Raw genomic sequence first — 21,414 nt, 5'->3', positions numbered from 1 at the left:
GGGGCGGCCGTCCGGGCGGCGGTCACTTCCGGGACGCGGTCGAGCGGGCGGCGAGCAGCGCGACCGCGCCGCGCACCGCCTGGTGGAACGGCTCCTGCGAGCCCTCGGCGCGGGCGAGCACATAGCCGCCCTGGACGACGGCGGTGATCATGGCGGCGGTGTCCCGCGGATCGAGCGCGGCGTCGAACTCGCCCGCCGCCAGCCCCTCGGCGATGATCTCCGCGAGCCGCCCGCGCAGCCAGGCGAACGTCTCCTGCACCGGGCGGCGCAGCTCCGGACTGTCGATCACGTCCGGGTCCATGGCCATTCGGCCGACCCGGCAGCCGCGCAACGCGTCGCGCTCGCGCAACAGGTAGGCCGACACGCGCTCGACGGCGCTGCCGCCGCCGGACATCTGGGCCTCGGCCTGGGCCGTCAGCTGGTCCGCGCTGCGCCGCATCGCGGCCAGCGCGAGCTCGGGTTTGCCGGAGAAGTGGTGGTACATGCTGCCCTGGCCGGCGCCCGCGTGCTGCTGGATCGCCTTGGGGCTGGTGCCGGTGTAGCCGCGCTCCCACAGGAGTTCCCGGGTGCTCTCGATCAACCGTTCCGCCGTGTCCATGAACCGAGTGTACATACTAGTAGGTACAGACGGTACTGCGGGGCGGCCGGCCGGCCGGCGGGTACGGTTCGGCTGCCGCCGGGGCCGGGGAGCGCCCGGACGCCCGGTGGGGGCCGGTGGGGGTGCGCAAGGTGGTCGGCCGGGGTCGCCGCCGACCCCCCGGAACAGATCGCGAACCACCCACCGGCCGGCGCAGCACCCGGGAGCTACCGCCCGGCCTCCGCGGCGTCGGTGGCCACCGAACGCGCCCAGCGGTAGTCGGCCTTGCCGCTGGGGGAGCGCTGGATGCGGTCCATGACGACGAGGCTGCGCGGAATCTTGTAGCCGGCCAGCCGGGTGCGGCAGTGCGCCTGGATGTCGTCCAGGGTCAGCGGGTCCGCGCCGTCGCGCGGCTGCACGACGGCGGCGACGTGGTTGCCCCACTTCTCGTCCGGCACCCCGGCGACCAGGGCGTCGTAGACGTCGGGGTGCGCCTTGAGCGCCTCCTCGACCTCCTCCGGATAGACCTTCTCGCCACCGGTGTTGATGCACTGCGAGCCGCGCCCGAGGACCGTGACGACGCCGTCCTCGTCGACCGTCGCCATGTCCCCGAGCAGCACCCACCGCTCGCCGTCCCGCTGGAAGAACGTCTCCGCGGTCTTCGCGGGGTCGTTGTAGTAGCCGAGCGGAACGTGCCCGCGCAGGGCGATGCGTCCCGGCTCGCCGACCGCGACCGGCTCCGTCGTGGCCAGGTCGACCACCGCGACATGCGCGTTGACCCGCAGCCGGAAGCCGTTGGCGGGACCGGAGTCGTCGGTGGCCGTCCCGTTGAAACCGGACTCCGAGGAGCCGAAGTTGTTGAGGATCATGACGGTCGGCACCAGCGCCTGGAACTGGGCGCGGACGGTCTCCGACATGATCGCGCCCGAGCTGGAGATGGTGAAGAGCGAGGAGCAGTCGGTGCCCGCCATCGGTCCGGCCAGCGCGTCCGCCAGCGGCCGGAGCATGGCGTCGCCGACCAGGGAGACGCTGCTGACCTTCTCCTTCTCGATGGTGCGCAGCACCTCCTCCGGCACGTACTTGCGGTGGATGACGATCTTCTGGCCGAAGTTGAAACCGATGAAGGCGGTGAGCGTGGAGGTGCCGTGCATCAGCGGTGGGGTCGGGGAAGAAGACCAGCCCCTCGCCGCTCGCGGCGACCCGCTCCGCCAGCTCCTCGGGCCGTTTGACCGGCTCGCCGGTGGGGGCGCCGCCGCCCATGCCGGAGAAGAACAGGTCCTCCTGGCGCCACATGACGCCCTTGGGCATCCCGGTGGTGCCGCCGGTGTAGATGATGAACTGGTCGTCGGCGGAGCGCCGAGGGAAGCCGCGGTCCGGTGATCCGGCCGCCTCGGCGTCGGCGAAGGCGACCGGGGCGATGGCCGGCTCCCGCGCGTCTGCGGTCGGAACGCCCACCCGCACGAGGTGGCGCAGCTTCTCGGTGTGCGGCAGCGCGGCGGCCACCCGATCGGTGAACTCGGCGTCGAAGACCAGCGCCGTCAGATCCGCGTCCCGGTAGAGGTAGACCAGCTCCTCCTCCACGTACCGGTAGTTGACGTTCACCGGCACGGCTCGGGCCTTGACGCAGGCCAGGGCCGTCTGCAGGTACTCGATGCCGTTGTAGAGGTGCAGGCCGACGTGGTCACCGGGGCCGATCCCGTGGTCGATCAGGTGGTGCGCGATCCGGTTCGCGGCCGTGTCGAGCCGGGCGTACGTCAGGCGGCGTTCGGCGCCGGTGCCGGGGTGGTCGATGTAGACGAGTGCCTCCCGGTCCGGGACCACGTCCACGACCGACTCGAAGAGGTCGGCAAGGTTGTACTCCACGGCTCCTCCAGCCTCGATGCTGCGAAGGTCTCGGCCGTCATTAGAACCCTCCCGGGGTGTGGTGGGAAGGGATACCGGGCGAGAAATCTGACTGGTAGTCAGAAAACTATTGAACTCGACCTGCGCCTACTGCAACCTGTTCTAGGTCCGCGACGGAAGACTGCGACCTTGGAGGCCGGCCATGGGCGGCACGGAACATCTCACGGTGGAACGCCTGGGCGCGACGCTCGTCCTGACCCTGAACCGGCCCGAGGCGAAGAACGCCCTCTCCCTGCCGATGCTGGTCGGCCTCTACGACGGCTGGCTGCAGGCCGACGCCGACGACACGGTCCGCTCCATCGTCCTCACCGGGGCGGGCGGCACCTTCTGCGCCGGCATGGACCTCAAGGCGCTGGCCTCCGACGACGGCGCGATGGCCGGGCAGGAGTACCGCGACCGGATGAAAGCAGACCCCGACCTGCACTGGAAGGCGATGCTCCGGCACCACCGGCCGCGCAAGCCGGTGATCGCCGCCGTGGAGGGGTACTGCGTAGCGGGCGGCACCGAGATCCTGCAGGGCACCGACATCCGTGTCGCGGGGGAGAGCGCCACCCTCGGGCTCTTCGAGGTCCGGCGCGCGCTCTTCCCCATCGGCGGCTCCACCGTGCGGCTGCCCCGCCAGATCCCCCGTACCCACGCCCTGGAGATGCTGCTCACCGGCCGCCCCTACTCCGCGGCGGAGGCGAAGGAGATCGGCCTGATCGGTCATGTCGTGGCCGACGGCACGGCGTTGGAGCGGGCCCTGGAGATCGCGGAGCAGATCAACGCCAACGGGCCGCTGGCCGTCGAGGCGGTCAAGGCGTCCGTGTACGACACGGCGGAGATGACCGAGACGGAGGGCCTCAAGCACGAACTGGAGCGCGGCTGGCCGATCTTCGCCACCGCCGACGCGAAGGAAGGCCCGCGCGCCTTCGCGGAGAAGCGCCCGCCCGTCTACCGGCGCCTGTGAGCGCCGGGTCAGACGTCGGCCCGTCCGGCGCGGCGTAGGTCGCGCACCGCGCAACGAAGGGAGACCCCATGACGTCCGCCCCCGCACCGGAGGTGCTCAGCGCGCCCCTGGTCGTCGAGTTCCCGTTCACCCGCTCGCTCGGCCCCGTCCAGAGCGCGTTCCTCACCGGCCTGCGCGAGCGGATCGTGCTGGGGGTGCGCACGGGCGACGACCGGGTGCTCGTGCCGCCCGTCGAGTACGACCCCGTCACCTCGGCGGAGCTGCGCGAACTCGTCGAGGTCGGCACCACCGGCACCGTCACCACCTGGGCGTGGAACCCCGAACCCGGGCGCAATCAGCCGCTCTCCACGCCCTTCGCCTGGGTCCTGGTGCGCCTCGACGGCGCCGACACCGCGATGCTGCACGCACTGGACGCATCCGGGCCCGACGCCGTCGGCACCGGAATGCGGGTACGGATCCGGTGGGCCGCCGAACGGGTCGGCGCGATCACCGACATCGCGTGCTTCGAACCGGACGACGGGACCGGCGGGACCGGACGGCCGGAGGCCGCCGCGCACACCGGCGAGTTCGCCGATCCGGTGACCGGCATCGTCGCCCTCGCGCGCCTGGACTACGTCTACAGCCCCGGCCGGGCCCAGACCCGCTACCTCGCCGCGCTCGCCGACCGCAAGATGATCGGCGAACGCTGCCCGGCCTGCCGGAAGGTCTACATCCCGCCCCGGGGCGCCTGCCCCACCTGCGGCGTCGCCACCGACGAACAGGTGGAAGTGGGTCCCGGCGGCACCATCACCACCTTCTGCATCGTCAACATCAAGGCCCGCGGCCTCGACATCGAAGTGCCGTACGTCTACGCGCACATCGCCCTGGACGGCGCCGACCTCGCCCTGCACGGGCGCATCGGCGGCCTGCCCTACGACCAGGTGCGGATGGGCATGCGGGTCGAACCCGTGTGGAGCGAGGACGGCGGCTTCCCCGACCACTACCGGCCGACCGGGGAGCCCGACGCCGACTACGACACGTACAAGGAGATGGTCTAGATGCGGGACGTCGCGATCGTGGCGTTCGCCCAGAGCCGGCACGTGCGCAGCTCGGCCGAGGTCTCCGAGGTCGAGATGCTCATGCCCGTGCTGCACGAGGCGCTCGGGCAGGTCGAACTGCGGGCCGGAGAGATCGGCTTCACCTGCTCCGGCTCCTCGGACTACCTCGCCGGCCGGGCCTTCTCCTTCACCATGGCCCTGGACGGGGTCGGTGCCTGGCCGCCGATCTCCGAGTCGCACGTCGAGATGGACGGCGCCTGGGCGCTCTACGAGGCCTGGGTGAAGATCCTCACCGGTGAGGCCGACACCGCGCTGGTGTACTCCTACGGCAAGTCCTCGCCCGGCGACGTCCGCGAGGTGCTGACCCGCCAGCTGGACCCCTACTACGTGGCGCCGCTGTGGCCGGACCCGGTCGCGCTCGCCGCGCTCCAGGCGCGGGCGCTCATCGACGCGGGGCACACCGGCGAACCCGAACTCGCCGGTATCGCCGCCCGCAGCCGCGCCTGTGCGCGAAACAACCCGTACGCGCAGCTCACCTCCGTCCGCGACGGCGAGCGGTACGTGGTCCGGCCGCTGCGCCGCCAGGACTGCCCGCCGGTCGGCGACGGCGCCGCCGCGATCGTGCTGGCCGCCGGGGACACCGCCCGCCGGCTGTGCGACCGCCCGGCGTGGATCCGCGGCCTGGACCACCGCATCGAGGCCCACAGCCTCGGCGTCCGCGACCTCACCGACTCGCCGTCCACCCGGCTCGCGGCCGAGCGGGCCGGGCTGTTCGACGCACCGGTCGACACCGCCGAACTGCACGCGCCGTTCACCTCCCAGGAGGTCGTCCTGCGCAGGGCACTGCGGCTCGGCGACGACGTGAACGTCAACCCGTCCGGCGGTCCGCTCGCGGCCAACCCGATCATGGCCGCCGGCCTGATCCGGCTCGGCGAGGCGGCCACCCGCATCCACCGCGGCGACTCCGACCGCGCCGTCGCCCACGCGACCTCGGGCCCCTGCCTGCAGCAGAACCTGGTCGCCGTCCTGGAAGGGGACGCGAGATGAGCAAGGCACCTGTGGCGGTCGTCGGCATCGGCCAGACCAAGCACGTCGCGGCCCGGCACGACGTGTCGATCGCGGGACTCCTGCGGGAGGCGGCCCTGCGGGCGCTCGCCGACGCCGAACTCACCTTCGCCGACATCGACGCCGTCGTCATCGGTAAGGCCCCGGACTTCTTCGAGGGGGTGATGATGCCGGAGCTGTACCTGGCGGACGCCCTCGGAGCCGTCGGCAAGCCGATGCTGCGGGTGCACACCGCGGGCTCCGTCGGCGGGTCGACCGCGCTGGTCGCCTCCAACCTCGTCGCGGCCCGCGTCCACCGCACCGTACTGACCGTCGCGTTCGAGAAGCAGTCCGAGTCCAACGCCATGTGGGGGCTGTCGCTGCCGATCCCCTTCCAGCAGCCGCTGCTCGCCGGCGCCGGCGGGTTCTTCGCGCCGCATGTGCGCGCCTACATGCGGCGTACCGGGGCGCCCGACCACATCGGCTCCCTCGTCGCGTACAAGGACCGCCGCAACGCGCTGAAGAACCCCTACGCCCATCTGCACGAGAAGGACATCACGCTGGAGAAGGTGCGGGCCGCCCCCATGCTCTGGGACCCGATCCGCTACTCCGAGACCTGCCCGTCCTCCGACGGCGCGGTCGCGATGGTGCTCACCGACACCGAGGGCGCGGCCCGGTCGCCGCGACCGCCCGCCTGGCTGCACGGCGGGGCCATGCGCAGCGAGCCGACGATGTTCGCGGGCAAGGACTACGTCAGCCCGCAGGCGGGCAAGGACTGCGCGGCGGACGTGTACCGGCAGGCCGGGATCACCGATCCGCGCCGGGAGATCGACGCCGTCGAGATGTACGTGCCGTTCTCCTGGTACGAGCCGATGTGGCTGGAGAACCTCGGCTTCGCCGCCGAGGGGGAGGGCTGGAAGCTCACCGAGGCGGGCGTCACCGAACTCGACGGGGAGCTGCCCGTCAACCCGTCGGGCGGGGTGCTGTCCACCAACCCGATCGGCGCGTCCGGCATGATCCGCTTCGCCGAGGCGGCGCTGCAGGTACGCGGCCAGGCCGGTGATCACCAGGTGGCGGGGGCCCGCCGGGCGCTGGGCCACGCGTACGGCGGCGGCGCGCAGTTCTTCTCGATGTGGCTCGTCGGCGCGGACCGGCCCACCACCTGATCGGGCGGTGTATCCGGGCAGCTTGTCCCATTGCCTGTCAGGCAAGGAGCCTGGTGGCTAGGGTGGGTCGCGGATGACGACCTGGGAGGAGAGCGGACGTGGCCGAGAGCACCATCGGACAGCCGTTGACGAACGGTAGGAAGCCGCAGCTGGATCTTGCGGGCGCGCAGTGGCAGTCCAGCAGTCAGGGCACGGGCGACGTCCAGATCGCCTTTATCGAGGGCTACATCGCGATGCGGGACGGGCGGAGCCCGGACGGGCCATCGCTGATCTTCACCCCGGCGGAGTGGCGTGCCTTCGTACTGGGCGCGCGGGACGGCGAGTTCGACCTCACCTGAGGCGTCCGGCATGGACGCCCGCCGCCGGCCGCCGAACCTCGTCACCGAGGCCCGGCGGCCGGCGTTTCGCGGTAACGGTCACGGCCAGGGCTTGAGTTCGGGCAGCGGCGCGGTCCCGCCGTCCAGCGGGCCCTCCGGCGCCCGTCCCGCCAGCCAGGCGGTCAGGTCGGTGAGCGCGCCGCGCACGGTGACCGGTCGCCCGTCCCCCAGGACGCGTGACTCCGGGCCGTCCGACGCCTCCAGCGTCAGCCGCACGCCGTCCGGCACGCGCGGGGCGAGGAAGTCCAGGACGTGCGCGCAGAACGGCCGTGACCACTGCGCCGCGCGGTACCCGATCGCCGCGTCCACCGTGTGGATCTCCAACTCCCGCCACCAGGCGTGCGCGGCGGCCGACAGCGTCGCGTCGCGATAGCGCACCGGTCGCCGCAGGTCGCGCGCGTCGATCGCGGTCCACGCCTGCTCGGCCTCGTCGAGGGCCGCGCTGACGGCCGCCCGCAGTTCCGCCGCCGAGCGGCCGTGACCTGCCTCGATCGCGGCGTTGCGAGCGGGCGGCCCGCCGTCGTAGGGGTCGATCAGCTCGTCCTTCAGGGCATAGCGCGCCTGCCGGGCCAGGGCGAGGGCGACCCCCTCGACATGGCTGAGCAGGTGCCCGCGGGTCCAGCCGGGCAGTGCGCTCGGGGCGCGCACCTCGGCGTCGGACAGGTCGCCGAGCAGCACCCGCAGCCGGGCCCTGGCTGTCCAGGATCGCCGGTACGGGGTCGGGACGGTTCACGGCCACAGCAACTCCTTGGGACGGCGGTAGTCCAACCGGACGCATCACCTAATGCATTGCCGCGAATATAGCATTAGGCGCCCTCTCTGAAGTGTCCGGTTCCCGCGGCTTCTGTGGCGCGTACGGGAAGTCCGGCCGTTTTGCCGGTACTTGGGGCGCCCGTCATCTGGTGTGTGCCGAGCGGTCATGGCAGTCTCCGCGGGTATTGGCGCCACCGCCGTGTTGTGAGCGTTCAATTCGGCGCGACCCCGCCATCTGTGCCCCCTCACCGAGGAGTCGCTTTGACGCCACTGTCCCGCCGCGGATTCCTGGGAGCGGCCGCCGGCTCCGGCGCCGCCGCCGCGCTCGGCACGCTGCCCGCGTCCCTCCAGCAGGCCATGGCCGCCACTTCGGCGGCCGGCACGCTCGACGACGTCGAGCACGTGGTGATCTTCATGCAGGAGAACCGTTCCTTCGATCACTACTTCGGCACGCTCAAGGGCGTACGCGGCTTCGGCGACCGGTCGCGGCTGCGCTTCCCCAACGGCCAGGACGTGTTGCGCCAGACCGCGGCGGGGCCCTCCGGCGGCAGTCTCGTCCTGCCCTGGCACCTGAACACGGTGACCACGGACGCGCAGCGGGTGCGGGACCTCGACCACGGCTGGTCGGGCACCCACAGCGCCTGGAACGGCGGCAAGTACAACAACTGGGTGCCGGCCAAGAGCGCCTGGTCGATGGGGTACTACCAGCGCGCCGACATCCCGTTCCAGTACGCGCTTGCCGAGTCGTTCACCCTGTGCGACCAGTACTTCTGCTCCGTGCAGGGGCCGACCAACCCCAACCGGCTGTACCAGTGGACCGCCACCGTCGACCCGGCGGGCAAGTACGGCGGGCCGGTCACGGACAACTCCGAGAAGGGGTACTCCTGGACCACGTACGCCGAGCGCCTGCAGTCGGCGGGCATCTCCTGGCGGGTCTATCAGCAGCAGGACAACTACGACGACAACCCGCTGGCCTGGTTCAAGAACTTCAAGAGCGCCGCCACCACCTCACCGCTGTACGTCAACGGGATGCAGCGGCGGAGCGCCGACGCGTTCAACCAGGACGTGAAGAACGGCACGCTGCCCGCCGTCAGCTGGGTCGTCGCCCCCGCCAGCCAGAGCGAGCACCCGGAGTACCCGCCCGCGTACGGCGCGAACTACACCTCCCAGTACGTCCTGGAGTCGCTCGCGGCGAACCCGGCCGTCTGGGCCAAGACCGTGGTCTTCCTCAACTTCGACGAGAACGACGGCTTCTTCGACCACGTGGCACCGCCCGTCGCCCCCGCCGGAACCGCGGACGAGTTCGTCGGCGGTGCGCCCATCGGGCTCGGCCCGCGCGTGCCGATGATCGTGATCTCGCCCTGGAGCCGCGGCGGGTACGTCAACTCCGAGGTCGCCGACCACACCTCGCCGCTGCGGTTCCTGGAGAACTGGACCGGGGTGAAGGAGACCAACATCTCCGCCTGGCGCCGCACCGTCTGCGGCGATCTGATGAGCGCCTTCGACTTCACCACCAAGAACGCCACCTTCCCCTCGCTCCCCGACACCGCCGCGCTCGTGGCCGCGTGCGACGCCCAGAACTCCCTGCCCGACGCCGCCCCGCCGGCCGCGCAGGTGGCGCCGGTCCAGGAGGCGGGCACCCGGCCGGCCCGGCGGATCGGCTACGGCTTCGACACCACCTCGTGGACCGAGACGTCCACGGGCCGCATCTGGATCAAGGTCGCCAACACCGGCACGCTGGGCGCCGGGTTCGCGATGTACACCGTCAACCACCGCGCGTACGACACCTGGCGCTACACCGTCCCGGTCGGCGGCAGCGTGCAGGACTACTTCAGCGCCCAGACGTACGGCGGCGGCCTGTACGACATCGACGCGCACGGCCCCGACGGGTATCTGCGCGGCTTCAAGGGCGACGTGCGCACCTGGTCGAACGCGGCCAAGGGGCACCCCGAGGCGGCCGTGGCCATCGCCCGCGCAACGCCGCGGAACCTGGCGCTGACGCTGACCAACGCCGGTGGCGCGGGGGTGGTCTTCACCGTCGGCGGCAACGCCGCGGGGGACGGCACCGGCGGCAGCACGGTGACCGTCGCGGCGGGCGGCTCCCAGCAGCTCGCGCTCACGGCGGCGGCCGACGGCGGCTACGACTACACCGTGACCGCGAACACCGGTGACGGCTTCGAGCGCCGCTTCGCCGGCCGCGTCCACCCCGCCCAGTAGCGGACGGGACCGGGGCCGCACCCTCGTGCGGCCCCGGCCGTCGCGCTGTCCGTTCCCGGTACGGGCTCAGTCGAGGCCGCCGCGGTCCGCGTCCGTGCCGAACAGGTCCGACCACGGCCGCTGCCGGCCGCCGCTCACCGCGGCGACCCCCGAGGCGCGGTAGCGGGCGGTCTCCAGGGACCAGTCGAGATTGCCGCGCATCACATGGCACATGGCGCGCACGTAGTCCGCCACCTGTGCCCGCAGTTCCGGCGTGGCGTCGTACTCGTCGAGCACCCCGGGGAGGCGGTCGGCGAGCAGCTGGAACCGCCGCACGCGGGCGTTGGCGGCCCGCGCGATGAGCTCCACGGCTCCGTTCAGGGTGTGGTCCGTGGTGTCGAGCAGCAGGATGACGCTGTTGTTGACGTCCCCGGCCGCCAGCTCCTTGTCCACCGACATGATGTCGTTCACGAAGATCACCACGTCACCGGTGATCTCCCGCATCTCGGCCAGTGCGCCCGAGTGCAGCATGTCCGGCAGGGTGTAGCCGCCGCACCGTTCCGCGAAGTCCAGACACGGTTGGACGCCGATGGAGTCCCGTCGGCCCCGCAGGAAGGCCTCCAGGGTCATGGCGGGCCGCCGCGTCCGGTTCAGGGCCTCCCAGTGGTACGCCCGCAGGTAGTCCCGCCAGTGCTCGCGGAACCGGTCCTGCCACACGGTCGGCGTGCCCGCGGCCGAGCGGATCCATATGTCGCGGAATCCGTCCGCGAGAGGGTTCCCCGACGGGTTCGGGACCCCGTCGGTGGGGGAAGGTGGTTCGTAGAGGATCGACACCAACGTGTCGACCTCGCGCTCCACTTCGTCCGGCCGACGCCCCAAAGGGCCGTCGAACTGGTCGTCGAAGATGAAGAACCAGGCGTTGAAGTCGGCGGCGAGGTCGAGGTCGGGCCCGGTGGCGCGGGGGTAGAAGAACGCCATCAGCCGCTCCAGCCGCAGGGCGTCGTACTCCTCGACATCGCGGTCGAAGCGCAGGATCTCCAGGTCGCGCAGCCATTGCAGGGTGTGTCGGCGGGACCGGTCGGCATACGGGCTCGACCGGCCGGTGAAGGGAATGCTGAGCAGGGTGGTGCGCTCCGCGAGGATGTCGCGCTGGATGGGGCCGCTGGGGGCTGTGGTGTCCGTCAAGGTGCCCACCTCGGGTTGCGTCGCGGTCGGTCCGGAGCCGCCCGGACCGGGGGGGAAAGTGAACTGGCGTTTGCCATCTACCCGTTCGTCCGACGTGGATATCACCAGCGGGCACTACGGAGCGTCCCTGCGGGCGTACGCTCGGCGTTACCTGCCGAACAGGCAACGAGAACGGGAACGGACATGCCAGACGCGGTAGAACAATTAGGACGAGTGAATCGCTTGGTTCTCGAACGTGAGTCCGAACTCGTCGCGCTGGACGGCGCTTTGAACGATCTCTGCGGGACTCGGTCCGGCACCCGGCACGGCGGCCTGCTCGCCTTCGCGGGTCCCGCCGGGCTCGGCAAGACCGCGCTGCTCGCCGAGGTCCGCAGGCGGGCGGCGGCGCGTGGCTGCACCGTGCTGTCAGCTCGCGGCGGCGAGCAGGAGCAGGGCATGGCGTTCCATGTCGTCCGCCAGCTCGTCCAGCCGGTCCTCGCGGCGGCCTCCGAGGAGGAGCACCGCCGGATATTGGGCAGTTGGTATGACATCGTCGCCCCCGCCGTCGGGCTGGTCGCCTCGCGGGGCGACGGCGCGGCCGACCCCACCGGTGTGCGGGACGGCCTGGACTGGGTGGTGACACGCTTCGCCGTCCAGCAGGCGCCCGTCGTCCTGATCCTGGACGACGCGCACTGGGCCGACGCGGAGTCGCTGGCGTGGTTGACCGCCTTCGCCCCGCGGGCCGAGGAACTGCCGATGCTGGTGATCGTCGCCTACCGGCCCGACGAACTGCCGGCCGACGCGATCGCGTTCCTCAAACTCGCCGGCCGACACGGCTCCCGCCCCTTCGACCTGGTGGCGCTCACCCCGGGCGCCGTCCGGCGCATCGTGCGCGACGCCGTCGGGGAGAGCGCCGAGGAGGCGTTCTGCCGCGAGGCGTGGGCGGTCACCGGCGGCAACCCCTTCGAGGTCACCGAGTTGACCGCCAAGGTCTGCGACCACGAACTCAAGGGCCAGCGCGAGGACATCGCGGAACTGCGCGACCTCGCCTCCGCGGTCAAGGGCAGCGGCCTCATCGAGCGGATCGGGAAGCTGGGCACGTCCGCGGTCCGGTTCGCCTGGGCCGCGGCCGTCCTCGGCACGTCGATCGCACCGCAACTGGCAGCAGGGGTTGCCGCGCTCGGCCACGAGGAGGCGGCCGACGCCTTCGAACGGCTGCGCGCCGCGCGCATCCTGACCGTCGGCGCCGCCGACGGCTCCACCCTGGAGTTCGTCCACCCGCTGATCGCCACCGCCGTCTACCGGGCGATCCCCAGCGCGCTGCGCGTCGGGATGCACGGCGAGGCGGCGGCCGCCGTGATGGAGGCGGGACTGGGCCCGACGTCCGCCGCCCGGCACCTGCTGGAACTGCACCCCGAGGGTGACGACGGGGTGGTGCAGCAACTGCGCGCCGCCGCCCGCGAGTACCTGCGGGCCGGTGCGCCCGAGGCGGCCCAGCGCTGCCTCGCCCGCGCCCTGCGCGAACCGCCGCCCTACGGCGAGCGCGCGGCCGTGCTCTTCGAGCTGGGCTGCTCCTCGCTCCTCAACGAACCCGCGAACACCGTCAACCACCTGCGGGCCGCCCTGGAGGAGCCGGAGCTCGAACCGGAGCTGCGCGAGGCCATCACCTACCGGCTCGCGCAGGCCCTGGGACACACCGGCCGGATGGCGGAGGCCGCCCGTACCGTCGAGGCGGAGGCCAGCCGGGCCACCAACACCCGCACCCGGCTGCGCATGCAGGCCGAGCAGTTCATGTGGAACGCCTTCCGGGCCGACGAACAGGACTCGCCCGCCCGCTCCCGGCGGCTGAACCGGCTGGCGGACCACCTCACCGGCCGCGGCCAGGCCGAGCGCTACATCCTGGGACTGCGCGCCTGGGACGCGATGGTGCGCGGTGAACCGGCCGCCGTCGCCCTGCGCTACGCCGAGGAGGCCCTCGGCGACGGCCTCAGCTGGACCGACGAGAACTGGGGCTTCGAGGTACCGGTCCTGGTCGCCTTCACCTTCATGTACTGCGACCAGCCCGGTCGCGCCGAGGACCTGTTCAACAAGGGCATCGCGGAGCTGGAGCGCAAGGGGTGGCGCGGCGCGCACCTGTCGTTCGGCTTCACGCTCCTCGGGTACATCCGCTACCGACGCGGGCGGCTCGCCGAGGCCGAGGACCTGGTCCACGCCGGGCTCGGCATCGCCGACCGGGTGGGGACGGGAGTGCCCGCGCAGTGGTTCGCGATCGGCATCCTCATCGAGATCCTGCTCGCCCGCGGCCGCACCCACGAGGCGCAGGAGCTCGCCGACACGTACGACTACGGCGAGGTGATCCCGAACGCGGTCGTCTACCCCGACTCCCAGACGGTCTACAGCGAACTGCTGCTGGCCCAGGGCATGCGGGGCGACGCCGAACGCCACCTCACGGCGGTCGGGCAGCGGCTGGAGGCGCGCGGCATGCGCAATCCCGGCTGGTGTCCGTGGCAGCTGCACCTCGCCCAGGCGGTCGCGCTCGTCGAGCCCGAGCGAGCGGCGGCAACCGTCCGGGAGGCCGTCCAGCGGGCCCGCCAGTTCGGCACCGCGTCGGCGATCGGTCAGGCGCTGCACGTGGCCGCCGAAGTGACCGGCGGCCCTGACGGCCTGCGGCTGCTGGCCGAGGCGGTGGGCCATCTCGAGCGCTCACCCTCGGCGTTCGAACTGGCCCGCGCCCAGGTCGCGTACGGTGCCGCGCTACGCCGGGCGGGACTGCCGCAGGACGCCGCCGACCGGTTGCACGCCGGTCTCGAGGGCGCGCTGCACTGCAACTCCGACGCGCTCGCCGCCCGGGCCCGTGACGAGCTCGCGGCGGCGGGGATGCGCCCGCTGCAGCTGCACAGCACGGGGACCGACACGCTCACCGGCCCGGAGCGGGCGGTGGCGGAACGGATCGCCAACGGCCGGTCGACCGCCGACGTCGCCGAGGAGATGGGCACCGCGGAACGCGAGGTGACGCGCATGCTGTCCGCGGTCTACCGCAAGGCCGGCACGGATCACGCCGGGCTACCCAAAGCCCTCGAACAGACGTCGGACAGCGTGTTCCAGCACTCCGCGCTGGGCCGGTGAACGAGGAGTTCGCCGGGTAGCCCGCGGCAGGGGCCGGGAGAGGGTCCCGGCCCCTGCCGCGGGCGTACGCTGAAGTGGCACCGGACGCGGGTGCGCCGAAGACACCGGGCGCCCGGCGTACGCGGTGGTGGCAGGGGGTGGCACGATGCCGGAGCACAGGGCCCGCCCAGGCCGGCCGCTGCTCGAACGCGAGCCCGAACTGGACGCCGTCGACAAGGCGTTGCGGCGGCTCACGGGACTGCGCGCGGACGGGGAGAGCCTCGACCGGCCGCTCGGCGGGCTGCTGGGCTTCTCCGGCACCGCCGGGCTCGGCAAGACCACGCTGCTGGCCGAGACACGACGCCGCGCGGCGGACCGGGGTTGCACCGTACTGTCCGCCCGCGGCGGCGACCAGGAGCAGCGGGTGGCCTTCCATGTGGCGCGCCAACTCCTGCAGCCACAGCTCGCCGGAGCCGGCGAGGGGGAACTGCGCGCCACGCTCGGCGGCTGGTACGGCATCGTGGCCCCGGCACTGGGCCTGTGCGCCGCGGCCGGGGGCGCCGCGCCCGACCCGCAGGGCCTGCGGGACGGCCTGGACTGGGTGCTCACCCACCTCGCCCAGCGGCGCGCCCCGGTGGTCCTGGTCCTGGACGACGCGCACTGGGCCGATCCCGAGTCCCTGGGGTGGCTCGCCGCGTTCGCGCCGCGCGCCGCCGAACTGTCCCTGCTGATCGTCGTCGCCTACCGGCCCGAGGAACTGCCCGAGCACGCCGCATCGTTCCGCGTCGGGCCGGAAGGCACCGCGCACCAGGCCCTGAGCCTCGAACCGCTCACCGCCGCCGCGATCGGCGACCTCGTGCGCGCGTCGGTCGGCGAGCACGCGGACGACGCGTTCTGCCGCGAGTTCTGGTCCGTCACGGCGGGCAACCCGTTCGAGGCTGTCGAGCTGACCGCCAAGATCCGCGACCGCGGCCTGCGTCCCGACCGGACCAGCGCGCACCTGCTGCGCGAACTGGCGGCCGCGGTGAAGGGCAGCGGGCTGACCACCCGGCTGGAACGGCTGGGCGTGCCCGCGGTCCGGCTGGCCTGGGCCGCCGCGGTGCTGGGAACGGAGATCTCGCCGGCACTGGCCGCCGAGATCGCGGGTCTCGGCGCCGCGCAGGCGGCGGAGGCCGCGGACCGGCTGCGCGACGCCCGGGTGCTGACCGGCGGCGCGACCCTGGAGTTCGTCCACCCGCTGATCGCCACCGCCGTCTACCGGGCGATCCCCGACGCCGCACGCGTCGCGCTGCACGGCCAGGCGGCCTGGTCGGTGGTGGGCGCGGGGCTGGGCGCGTCGGCCGCCGCCCGCCACCTGCTGGAGACCCACCCCGAGGGCGACCCCTGGGTCGTGGGCCAACTGCGCTCCGCCGCCCGCGAGACGCTGCGCGCGGGCGCCCCGGAAGCCGCCCGCAGTTACCTGGCCCGGGCCCTGCGCGAACCCCCGTCGCCCGGCGAGCGGGCCGCCGTCCTGTACGAACTGGGCTGCGCCTCCCTGCTGCTCGAACCCGCGACCACCGTCAACCACCTGCGGGCCGCGCTGGAGGAGCCGGCCGGCGACCCCGCCCTGCGCGAGGGGATCGTCTTCCACCTCTCCCAGGCCCTCGCCCACAGTGACCGGCTCGACGAGGCAGCCGACACCGTCGGCGACGCGGCCCGTGCCGCCACCGACCCCCGCGTGCGGCTGCGCATGCAGGCCGAGCAGTTCATGTGGGACGCCTTCCGGGCCGACGAGCCCGACTCGCCCGCCCGCTCCCGGCGGCTGGCACGGCTCGCCGACCGGCTGACCGGCCGCGACCTCACCGAGCGCTACATCATCGGGCTGCGCGCCTGGGACGCCGTCCTGCGCGGCGAGCCCACCGGCACCGCACTGCGCCATGCGGGCCGGGCCCTGGACGGCGGGCTGCGCTGGGCCGAGGTGGACTGGGGGTTCGAGGTCCCGGTGCTGGTGGCCCTCGTGTACATGTACGCGGACCGGCCCGGCCGGGCCGAAGAGCTGTTCGCCGACGGGATCGCCGAGTTCGAGCGCCAGGGCTGGCGCGGCGCCCACCTGTCGTTCGGCTACGTGCTGCTCGGCTACGTCCGCTTCCGGCGCGGCCGGCTCTCCGAGGCCGAGGACTTCGCCCGCGCGGGACTGCGGCTCGCCGAGCGCGTCGGCCGCGGCACCCCTGTCCAGTGGTACTCCGTCGCGGTCCTCATCGAGGTGCTGCTCGCCCGTGGCCGGGTGGCCGAAGCGACGGAACTCGCCGCCGACCAGGGCTTCCACGCCCCTTTCCCCAGCGCCGTCACCTTCCCCGACGCCCAGGGCGTCCACGCCGAGCTGTTGCTCGCGCGCGGTCTGGCGAAGGAGGCCGCCGCGGAGCTGGCCGCCGTGGGCCGCCGGCTGAACCGGCGCGGCATGCGCAACCCCGCGTGGTGCCCCTGGCAGTCGCACCTGGCGCTCGCGCAGGCGTCCACGGCCCCGGAAAGGGCGCCCGCCACCGCCCTGGAGGCCGTCGCCCGCGCCCGGCAGTTCGGTGCGGCTTCGACGATCGGCCAGACCCTGCGGGTCGCCGCGGAGGTGTCCGGGGGAGCGGAGCGGATGAAGCTGCTGGAGGAGTCCGTCGACTGGCTGGAGCGCTCCCCGGCCGGCTACCAGCTCGCCTGCTCGCTGGTCGCGCACGGCACGGCGCTGCGCCGGGCGGGGCGCCCCGCCGAGGCCGCGGAACAGCTCTACCGGGGCCTGGAGGGCGCCCTGCAGTGCGGCGCCGACGAGCTGGCCTCCCGGGCCCGCGGCCAACTCACCGCGGCCGGGCTGCGGCCCCTGCGGCTGACCGCCCCCGGGAGCGCCACCCTCACCGAGCGGGAACGGGCGGCCGCCGCCCGCGCGGCCACGGGCTCGACGCCGGCGGTGACAGCGGCGGCGCTGTCCACCGACGAGGCGACGGTCGGCCGGCTGCTCTCCGCCGTCTACCGCAAGCTCGGCACCGACCCCGGCGGGCTGCCGGCGGCCTATCCGGCGGACCCGTCCGGGGGCCCGCCGGAGGCGGTCGCGGGAGAGGAATGACGGCGGGGCGCCGGGAGGTCCGGCGGCCACGGCCCCCGGCGCCGCGCGGGGGGCCGCGGGCCACGTACGATGGCCGTATGTCGTTCCTCCGCCGCCGCACCGCAGCCACGCCCACCGGGCCGGACTTCGATGTCCTGGCCATGGACCCGGGGGACTGGCCCGGCATTCTCGGCGCCGGGCTGCTGCCCGGTCCCGACGGCAGCTGCCAGGGCATCTTCCTGCGCTACGACCTCTTCGGCGGCCGCGGTCCCGCCATGCTGATCGGCAACCTTCCCGAGGGCTCCCCGGCACGTGATCTGGAGGACGGCCAGGTCCCCTTCGAGGTGGCGCAGCTGATGGTGGCCCTCGGCAACGAGGAGCCGGTGGAGGTGGTCAGCACCGAGGACACACCCCGCTATGCACGGCGACGGCCTGCTCATCGTCCGGCGGATCAAGGTCTCGGAAGCGCGGATCGCCTGCGCGCAGTTCGACCGCAGCGACGGCGTCCAGGTCACCATCGCCACCTGGGACCGCCCCATCACCGACGACCTGTACCAGCTGCTGAAGCCGCTGCCCGCGGAGATGTTCCAGCAGGGCTGACCGGCACGGCCGTACCGCACGTGAAGGGGCGCCGCCGGGATCCGGCGGCGCCCCTTCGCGTCCCGCGCCAGTACCGCTCAGCGCGGAGCGCCCACCTGGGACGGCTGGACGGTGACGTCCTCGGCCTTGACGTACTCCACCCGGTGGCCGAACTGGATCTCGTAGTAGACCTGGTTGCCGCGCACGACCTGGTGCGAGGCGGTGTCGAAGGTCGTCGAGTAGTAGTACTCGCCCCGGACGCGGTTGCCGATCGCGTACTCCTGGCCCGCCGGGAGCTTGTACGGCATCGGCACGATCGCCTGGACGGGAACCGCCCGCCGGGTACGCCGCGGCCTCGGGGTAGGCGCGCCCGTAGACCGGGATGTCGGCCAGGCCCGCCTTCGGGGTGACGGTGAAGCCCCAGGCGTTGACGGCGGTCGGCTGCGATCGCGGGTTGTGGAACCAGGCCTTCTGGCCCAGGTACCACACAGCCGTCCAGTCGCCCTGGCGCTCGGCGACGGCGTACTGCTGACCGGTTGAGGCACGCGCCCCGACGTCGTTGACACCCGTGGTGGAGTCACCCGTCGGGTGCAGGCCGATGTCCTTCACCAGCGGCGCGTCCTCGCTCGGCGCGGTGTACAACCGAACCGCCTCGGAGCCGAGGGACGGGCAGGTGTCGCCGGCCGTGACACAGCCGGTGTACAGCGGCCGGTTCGTGTCGTAGTCCGGGCGGATGGTGACGAGGCCGCCGGCGGGGCCGGCCGTGGCGTGCAGCGGCGCGCCCATCAGCTGGAAGTAGTGCGCCCAGTCCCAGTACGGCCCGGGGTCGGTGTGCATCCCGCCGATGTACGCGCCGGTCGGTCCCGGCACGTTGTCGTGGCCGAGGATGTGCTGGCGGTTGAGCGGGATGCCGTACTTCTTCGCCAGGTAGGCGACCAGTCGCGCGGAGGCGCGGTACATCGACTCCGTGTACCAGGCGCCCGGCTCGGTGAGGAAGCCCTCGTGCTCGATCCCGATCGACTTGGCGTTGAGGTACCAGTTGCCCGCGTGCCAGCCGACGTCCTTGGTGTTGAGGTGCTGGGCGATGTGGCCGTCCGCCGAGCGGACGGTGTAGTGCCAGGCCAGGTAGGTCGGGTCCTGCACCAGTTTCAGCGAGACGTCCCAGCTGCCCTCGGTGTCGTGGATGACGATGGTGTCGATCTTCTGGGAGGCGGGCCGGTCCGCGAGGTCGTGGTTGCCGTAGTCCCCGGGAGTCGTCTCCTGGTAGGGCGCGGGAACCCACTCGCAACCCACCGTGCGCGGGCACTCCGTCCTGCTGTCGTCGGCGGGCTTCAGTCCCGGTGCCGCCGTCCGCGCGGTGGCCGGGGCCAGCCCGGGAGCCGCGGCCAGGGTGACGGTCTGCCCGGTGTCGGTCGTGCGGGACTGGCCCTGCCGCAGCAGGTCGTAGACGTCGTCCGCGAAGGCGGTGGCGGTGGCCGCGTCGTCGGCGCCGGAGAAGCGCGCGACGGCGCCGTACCAGTCCGCGGGGTCGGCGCTCAGCGGCCGCCCCAAGGACTTCTGCGCGTCGGCGATGAGCGCCGCGCCGCCGGCGACGTTGGCCGCCGGGTCCTCGCGCAGGTCCCGGGCCGGCAGCCCGGTCAGCCCCGCGGCCCGGTCGAGCGTGGTCAGGGTGGCGGGCAGCTTCGACAGGTCGGTGCCGGGGACGGCCGGCGCGGTACCGGTCAGCGGCCGGGAGTCGTCACCTCGGGGATCGTCGCCGCCGTCGCCCTTGCGGGGGAAGTCGGCGAGCGCCGTACGGGCGTCCGTGAGGTGCATCGGGCCGTATCCCGCGGTGACGCTGGGCAGTCCCTGGTGGGTGTCCCAGCGCGATTCCATGTAGGACACGCCCAGCAGGACACTCGTCGGCACCTGGTAGCGCAGGGCCGCGTCGCTGAACGCCTGCTGCAGCGACGAGGTGGCCGGCTGGGCGGCGCTCGCGGATGTGGCCGTGGCCGTGGAGAGCACGGGCAGCAATGCCGCGGCAGCGGCCGCGGCCGTCACCGTGCGCAGCGTGCTCCGGCGGTGCCTCGCTGGTCGGGCGGCGGACTCTCGCAATGCGGCCTCCTTGAAGCGGTACTGGGGCGAACGGCTCCACAGAGGTATCGGCTTCCGGACGATCCGTCAACAGGCCCTGACAGGAAGCTGTTTGAGCACGTCACAAGCCCGTGCCGGGGGTTTCCCCGACACGGGCGCGCTGGCCTGCCTCGCGTCAGTGGTCTGGACCGGTGGCGCGGTCGGCGGCGGGCGGTGTGAGCCCCCGTGATCGGGGGGCGGGACAGGTCCCGTAGAACTCAGCGCGTGCCGACGGCGGCACGTACCGCCCGCCGGGCCAGACCGCAGTCGTCGTGCAGCCGGCGCAGCAGCAGCCGCTGCTCCTCGCCCGCTCCGGCCATGGTCTGGGTGGGCGGGGCGGTGCTCCGCATGGTGCGCTGCACGGCGGTCTCGTAGGTACGGATCTCCCGGGTCAGGATGAGCATCAGGTTGACCAGGAAGGCGTCGCGGGAGGCCGGACCCTGGTTCTGGGCGAGCTGGCTGATCTGGCGGCGCGCCACCGGGTCGTTGCCGAGCACGGACCACAGCACCGCGAGGTCGTACCCCGGCAGGTACCAGCCGGCGTGCTCCCAGTCGACCAGCGCCGGGCCGGCCGGGGAGAGCAGCACGTTGGAGAGCATGGCGTCGCCGTGGCAGAACTGCCCCTGCACATGGGCCAGCCCGTGCAGCAGCTTCTGCAGGTCACCCATGTCCCGGTCGGTGAGCAGCCCCAGTTCGTGGTAGCGCGAGATCCGTGCCGGGTAGTCGATCGGCGCGTCGAACACGCCGGCCGGCGGCCGCCACAGGTTGACCCGGCCGAAGGCGCCGATGGCGGCACGGACGTCGGACCGCGGGAAGGTCTCGGTCGGGTGGCGGTGCACCGACACGACACGTCCGGGCATGCGCTCCAGGACCAGCACGCAGCTCTCCGGGTCCGCGGCGATCAGCCGTGGGACCCGGGCCGGCGGCCGGTGGCGGACGAACGCCCGGTATGCCGCTATTTCATGCTGGAACCGCTCGACCCACGCCGGGGACTGGTCCAGCAGGCACTTGGCGACCGCGGGACTCCGTCCCGACGTCCCGACCAGCAGTGCGGTGCGCCCACTGCGGCGCAGCATCTGGACAGGGTTGAACTCTGGACATATCCGCTGCACGGCGGCGATGGCCGTCCGCAACTGAGCGCCCTGGGGGCCGGTCAAGTCGAGTCTCCCGCTGAGCGGATGGGAGGTACCCGTCGGGAGGCCCCGCCGAGCGGCGGTGAGCGGCGGACGGGAGCGCATGGGGGAGTCCGTACCAGCGGGGAGCGACAACCGGGGCGGAGCGGACACGGAGGACGATGCTGAATACATGAGGGGGAAACAGATCCCTTCGTGTGCCTGTGAGCTCATGACGGTGATGCGGTACTTCGTCGTGGCGAAGAGCCTTCGGCGG

11 protein-coding genes and 4 pseudogenes are annotated in these 21,414 nt (G+C 72.9%); 9 read left to right on the top strand and 6 right to left on the bottom strand.

All coding sequences use genetic code 11. From position 1 onward, the window contains the following. Positions 1–22: 22 nt before the first annotated feature. Together M2266_RS04355 and M2266_RS04350 are read right to left on the bottom strand one after the other, a co-directional pair. Positions 23–598 (bottom strand): TetR/AcrR family transcriptional regulator, encoded by a 576-nt coding sequence (locus M2266_RS04355; RefSeq protein ID WP_277436913.1) that lies wholly within the window; start codon positions 596–598, stop codon positions 23–25. 206 nt (positions 599–804) lie between these two features. Continuing rightward, positions 805–2,440 (bottom strand): annotated as a pseudogene (locus tag M2266_RS04350) (acyl-CoA synthetase). 181 nt (positions 2,441–2,621) lie between these two features. On the opposite strand from M2266_RS04350, the gene M2266_RS04345 reads away from it, so the two are divergent. The 5 genes from M2266_RS04345 to M2266_RS04325 all read left to right on the top strand — a co-directional run bounded on the left by M2266_RS04345 (position 2,622) and on the right by M2266_RS04325 (position 7,013). Next, positions 2,622–3,428 carry a crotonase/enoyl-CoA hydratase family protein gene (locus M2266_RS04345; RefSeq protein WP_277436912.1) on the top strand — a complete coding sequence of 269 codons (807 nt, stop codon included), beginning with the start codon at positions 2,622–2,624 and terminating at the stop codon, positions 3,426–3,428. A gap of 68 nt (positions 3,429–3,496) precedes the next feature. Beyond that, a complete protein-coding gene (locus M2266_RS04340; protein ID WP_277436911.1) occupies positions 3,497–4,465 on the top strand; it encodes an OB-fold nucleic acid binding domain-containing protein in 969 nt (322 codons plus the stop codon). Then, complete coding sequence (locus M2266_RS04335) at positions 4,466–5,512, top strand: thiolase domain-containing protein (RefSeq protein ID WP_277436910.1); 1,047 nt, start codon at positions 4,466–4,468, stop codon at positions 5,510–5,512. Continuing rightward, positions 5,509–6,675 (top strand): thiolase domain-containing protein, encoded by a 1,167-nt coding sequence (locus M2266_RS04330; protein WP_277436909.1) that lies wholly within the window; start codon positions 5,509–5,511, stop codon positions 6,673–6,675. The genes M2266_RS04335 and M2266_RS04330 overlap by 4 nt, the downstream gene beginning before the upstream one ends. A gap of 98 nt (positions 6,676–6,773) precedes the next feature. Beyond that, on the top strand, positions 6,774–7,013 hold the full coding sequence (locus tag M2266_RS04325) for a DUF397 domain-containing protein (RefSeq protein ID WP_277436908.1): 240 nt from the start codon (positions 6,774–6,776) through the stop codon (positions 7,011–7,013). Between the two features lie 78 nt (positions 7,014–7,091). Here the strand turns inward: M2266_RS04325 and M2266_RS04320 are convergent. After that, positions 7,092–7,739 (bottom strand): annotated as a pseudogene (locus tag M2266_RS04320) (maleylpyruvate isomerase family mycothiol-dependent enzyme); the annotation flags it as partial. Between the two features lie 327 nt (positions 7,740–8,066). Between M2266_RS04320 and M2266_RS04315 the strand changes: the two are divergent. Continuing rightward, positions 8,067–10,022 (top strand): phospholipase C, phosphocholine-specific, encoded by a 1,956-nt coding sequence (locus M2266_RS04315; protein WP_277436907.1) that lies wholly within the window; start codon positions 8,067–8,069, stop codon positions 10,020–10,022. A gap of 66 nt (positions 10,023–10,088) precedes the next feature. On the opposite strand, the gene M2266_RS04310 is transcribed toward M2266_RS04315, so the two are convergent. Next, entirely contained in the window at positions 10,089–11,186 is a 1,098-nt protein-coding gene (locus M2266_RS04310; protein WP_277436906.1) for an isoafricanol synthase, read from the bottom strand. Positions 11,187–11,369: 183 nt separating this feature from the next. On the opposite strand from M2266_RS04310, the gene M2266_RS04305 reads away from it, so the two are divergent. The 3 genes and pseudogenes from M2266_RS04305 to M2266_RS04295 all read left to right on the top strand — a co-directional run bounded on the left by M2266_RS04305 (position 11,370) and on the right by M2266_RS04295 (position 17,934). After that, a complete protein-coding gene (locus M2266_RS04305; protein WP_277436905.1) occupies positions 11,370–14,291 on the top strand; it encodes an AAA family ATPase in 2,922 nt (973 codons plus the stop codon). 145 nt (positions 14,292–14,436) lie between these two features. Beyond that, complete coding sequence (locus M2266_RS04300) at positions 14,437–17,355, top strand: AAA family ATPase (RefSeq protein ID WP_277436904.1); 2,919 nt, start codon at positions 14,437–14,439, stop codon at positions 17,353–17,355. 77 nt (positions 17,356–17,432) lie between these two features. Continuing rightward, positions 17,433–17,934: pseudogene (locus M2266_RS04295) on the top strand (hypothetical protein). A 77-nt stretch (positions 17,935–18,011) separates the two neighbouring features. On the opposite strand, the pseudogene M2266_RS04290 reads toward M2266_RS04295, so the two are convergent. Continuing rightward, positions 18,012–19,953: pseudogene (locus M2266_RS04290) on the bottom strand (peptidoglycan recognition family protein). A gap of 290 nt (positions 19,954–20,243) precedes the next feature. Next, positions 20,244–21,332 (bottom strand): aminoglycoside phosphotransferase family protein, encoded by a 1,089-nt coding sequence (locus tag M2266_RS04285; RefSeq protein WP_277436903.1) that lies wholly within the window; start codon positions 21,330–21,332, stop codon positions 20,244–20,246. Between the last annotated feature and the right edge of the window lie 82 nt (positions 21,333–21,414).

Source organism: Streptomyces sp. SPB162 (assembly GCF_029504575.1).
Taxonomy (GTDB): domain Bacteria; phylum Actinomycetota; class Actinomycetes; order Streptomycetales; family Streptomycetaceae; genus Actinacidiphila.
The sequence above is the reverse complement of the archived record's forward strand: the minus strand, read 5'-3'. Positions and strand labels throughout refer to the sequence as shown.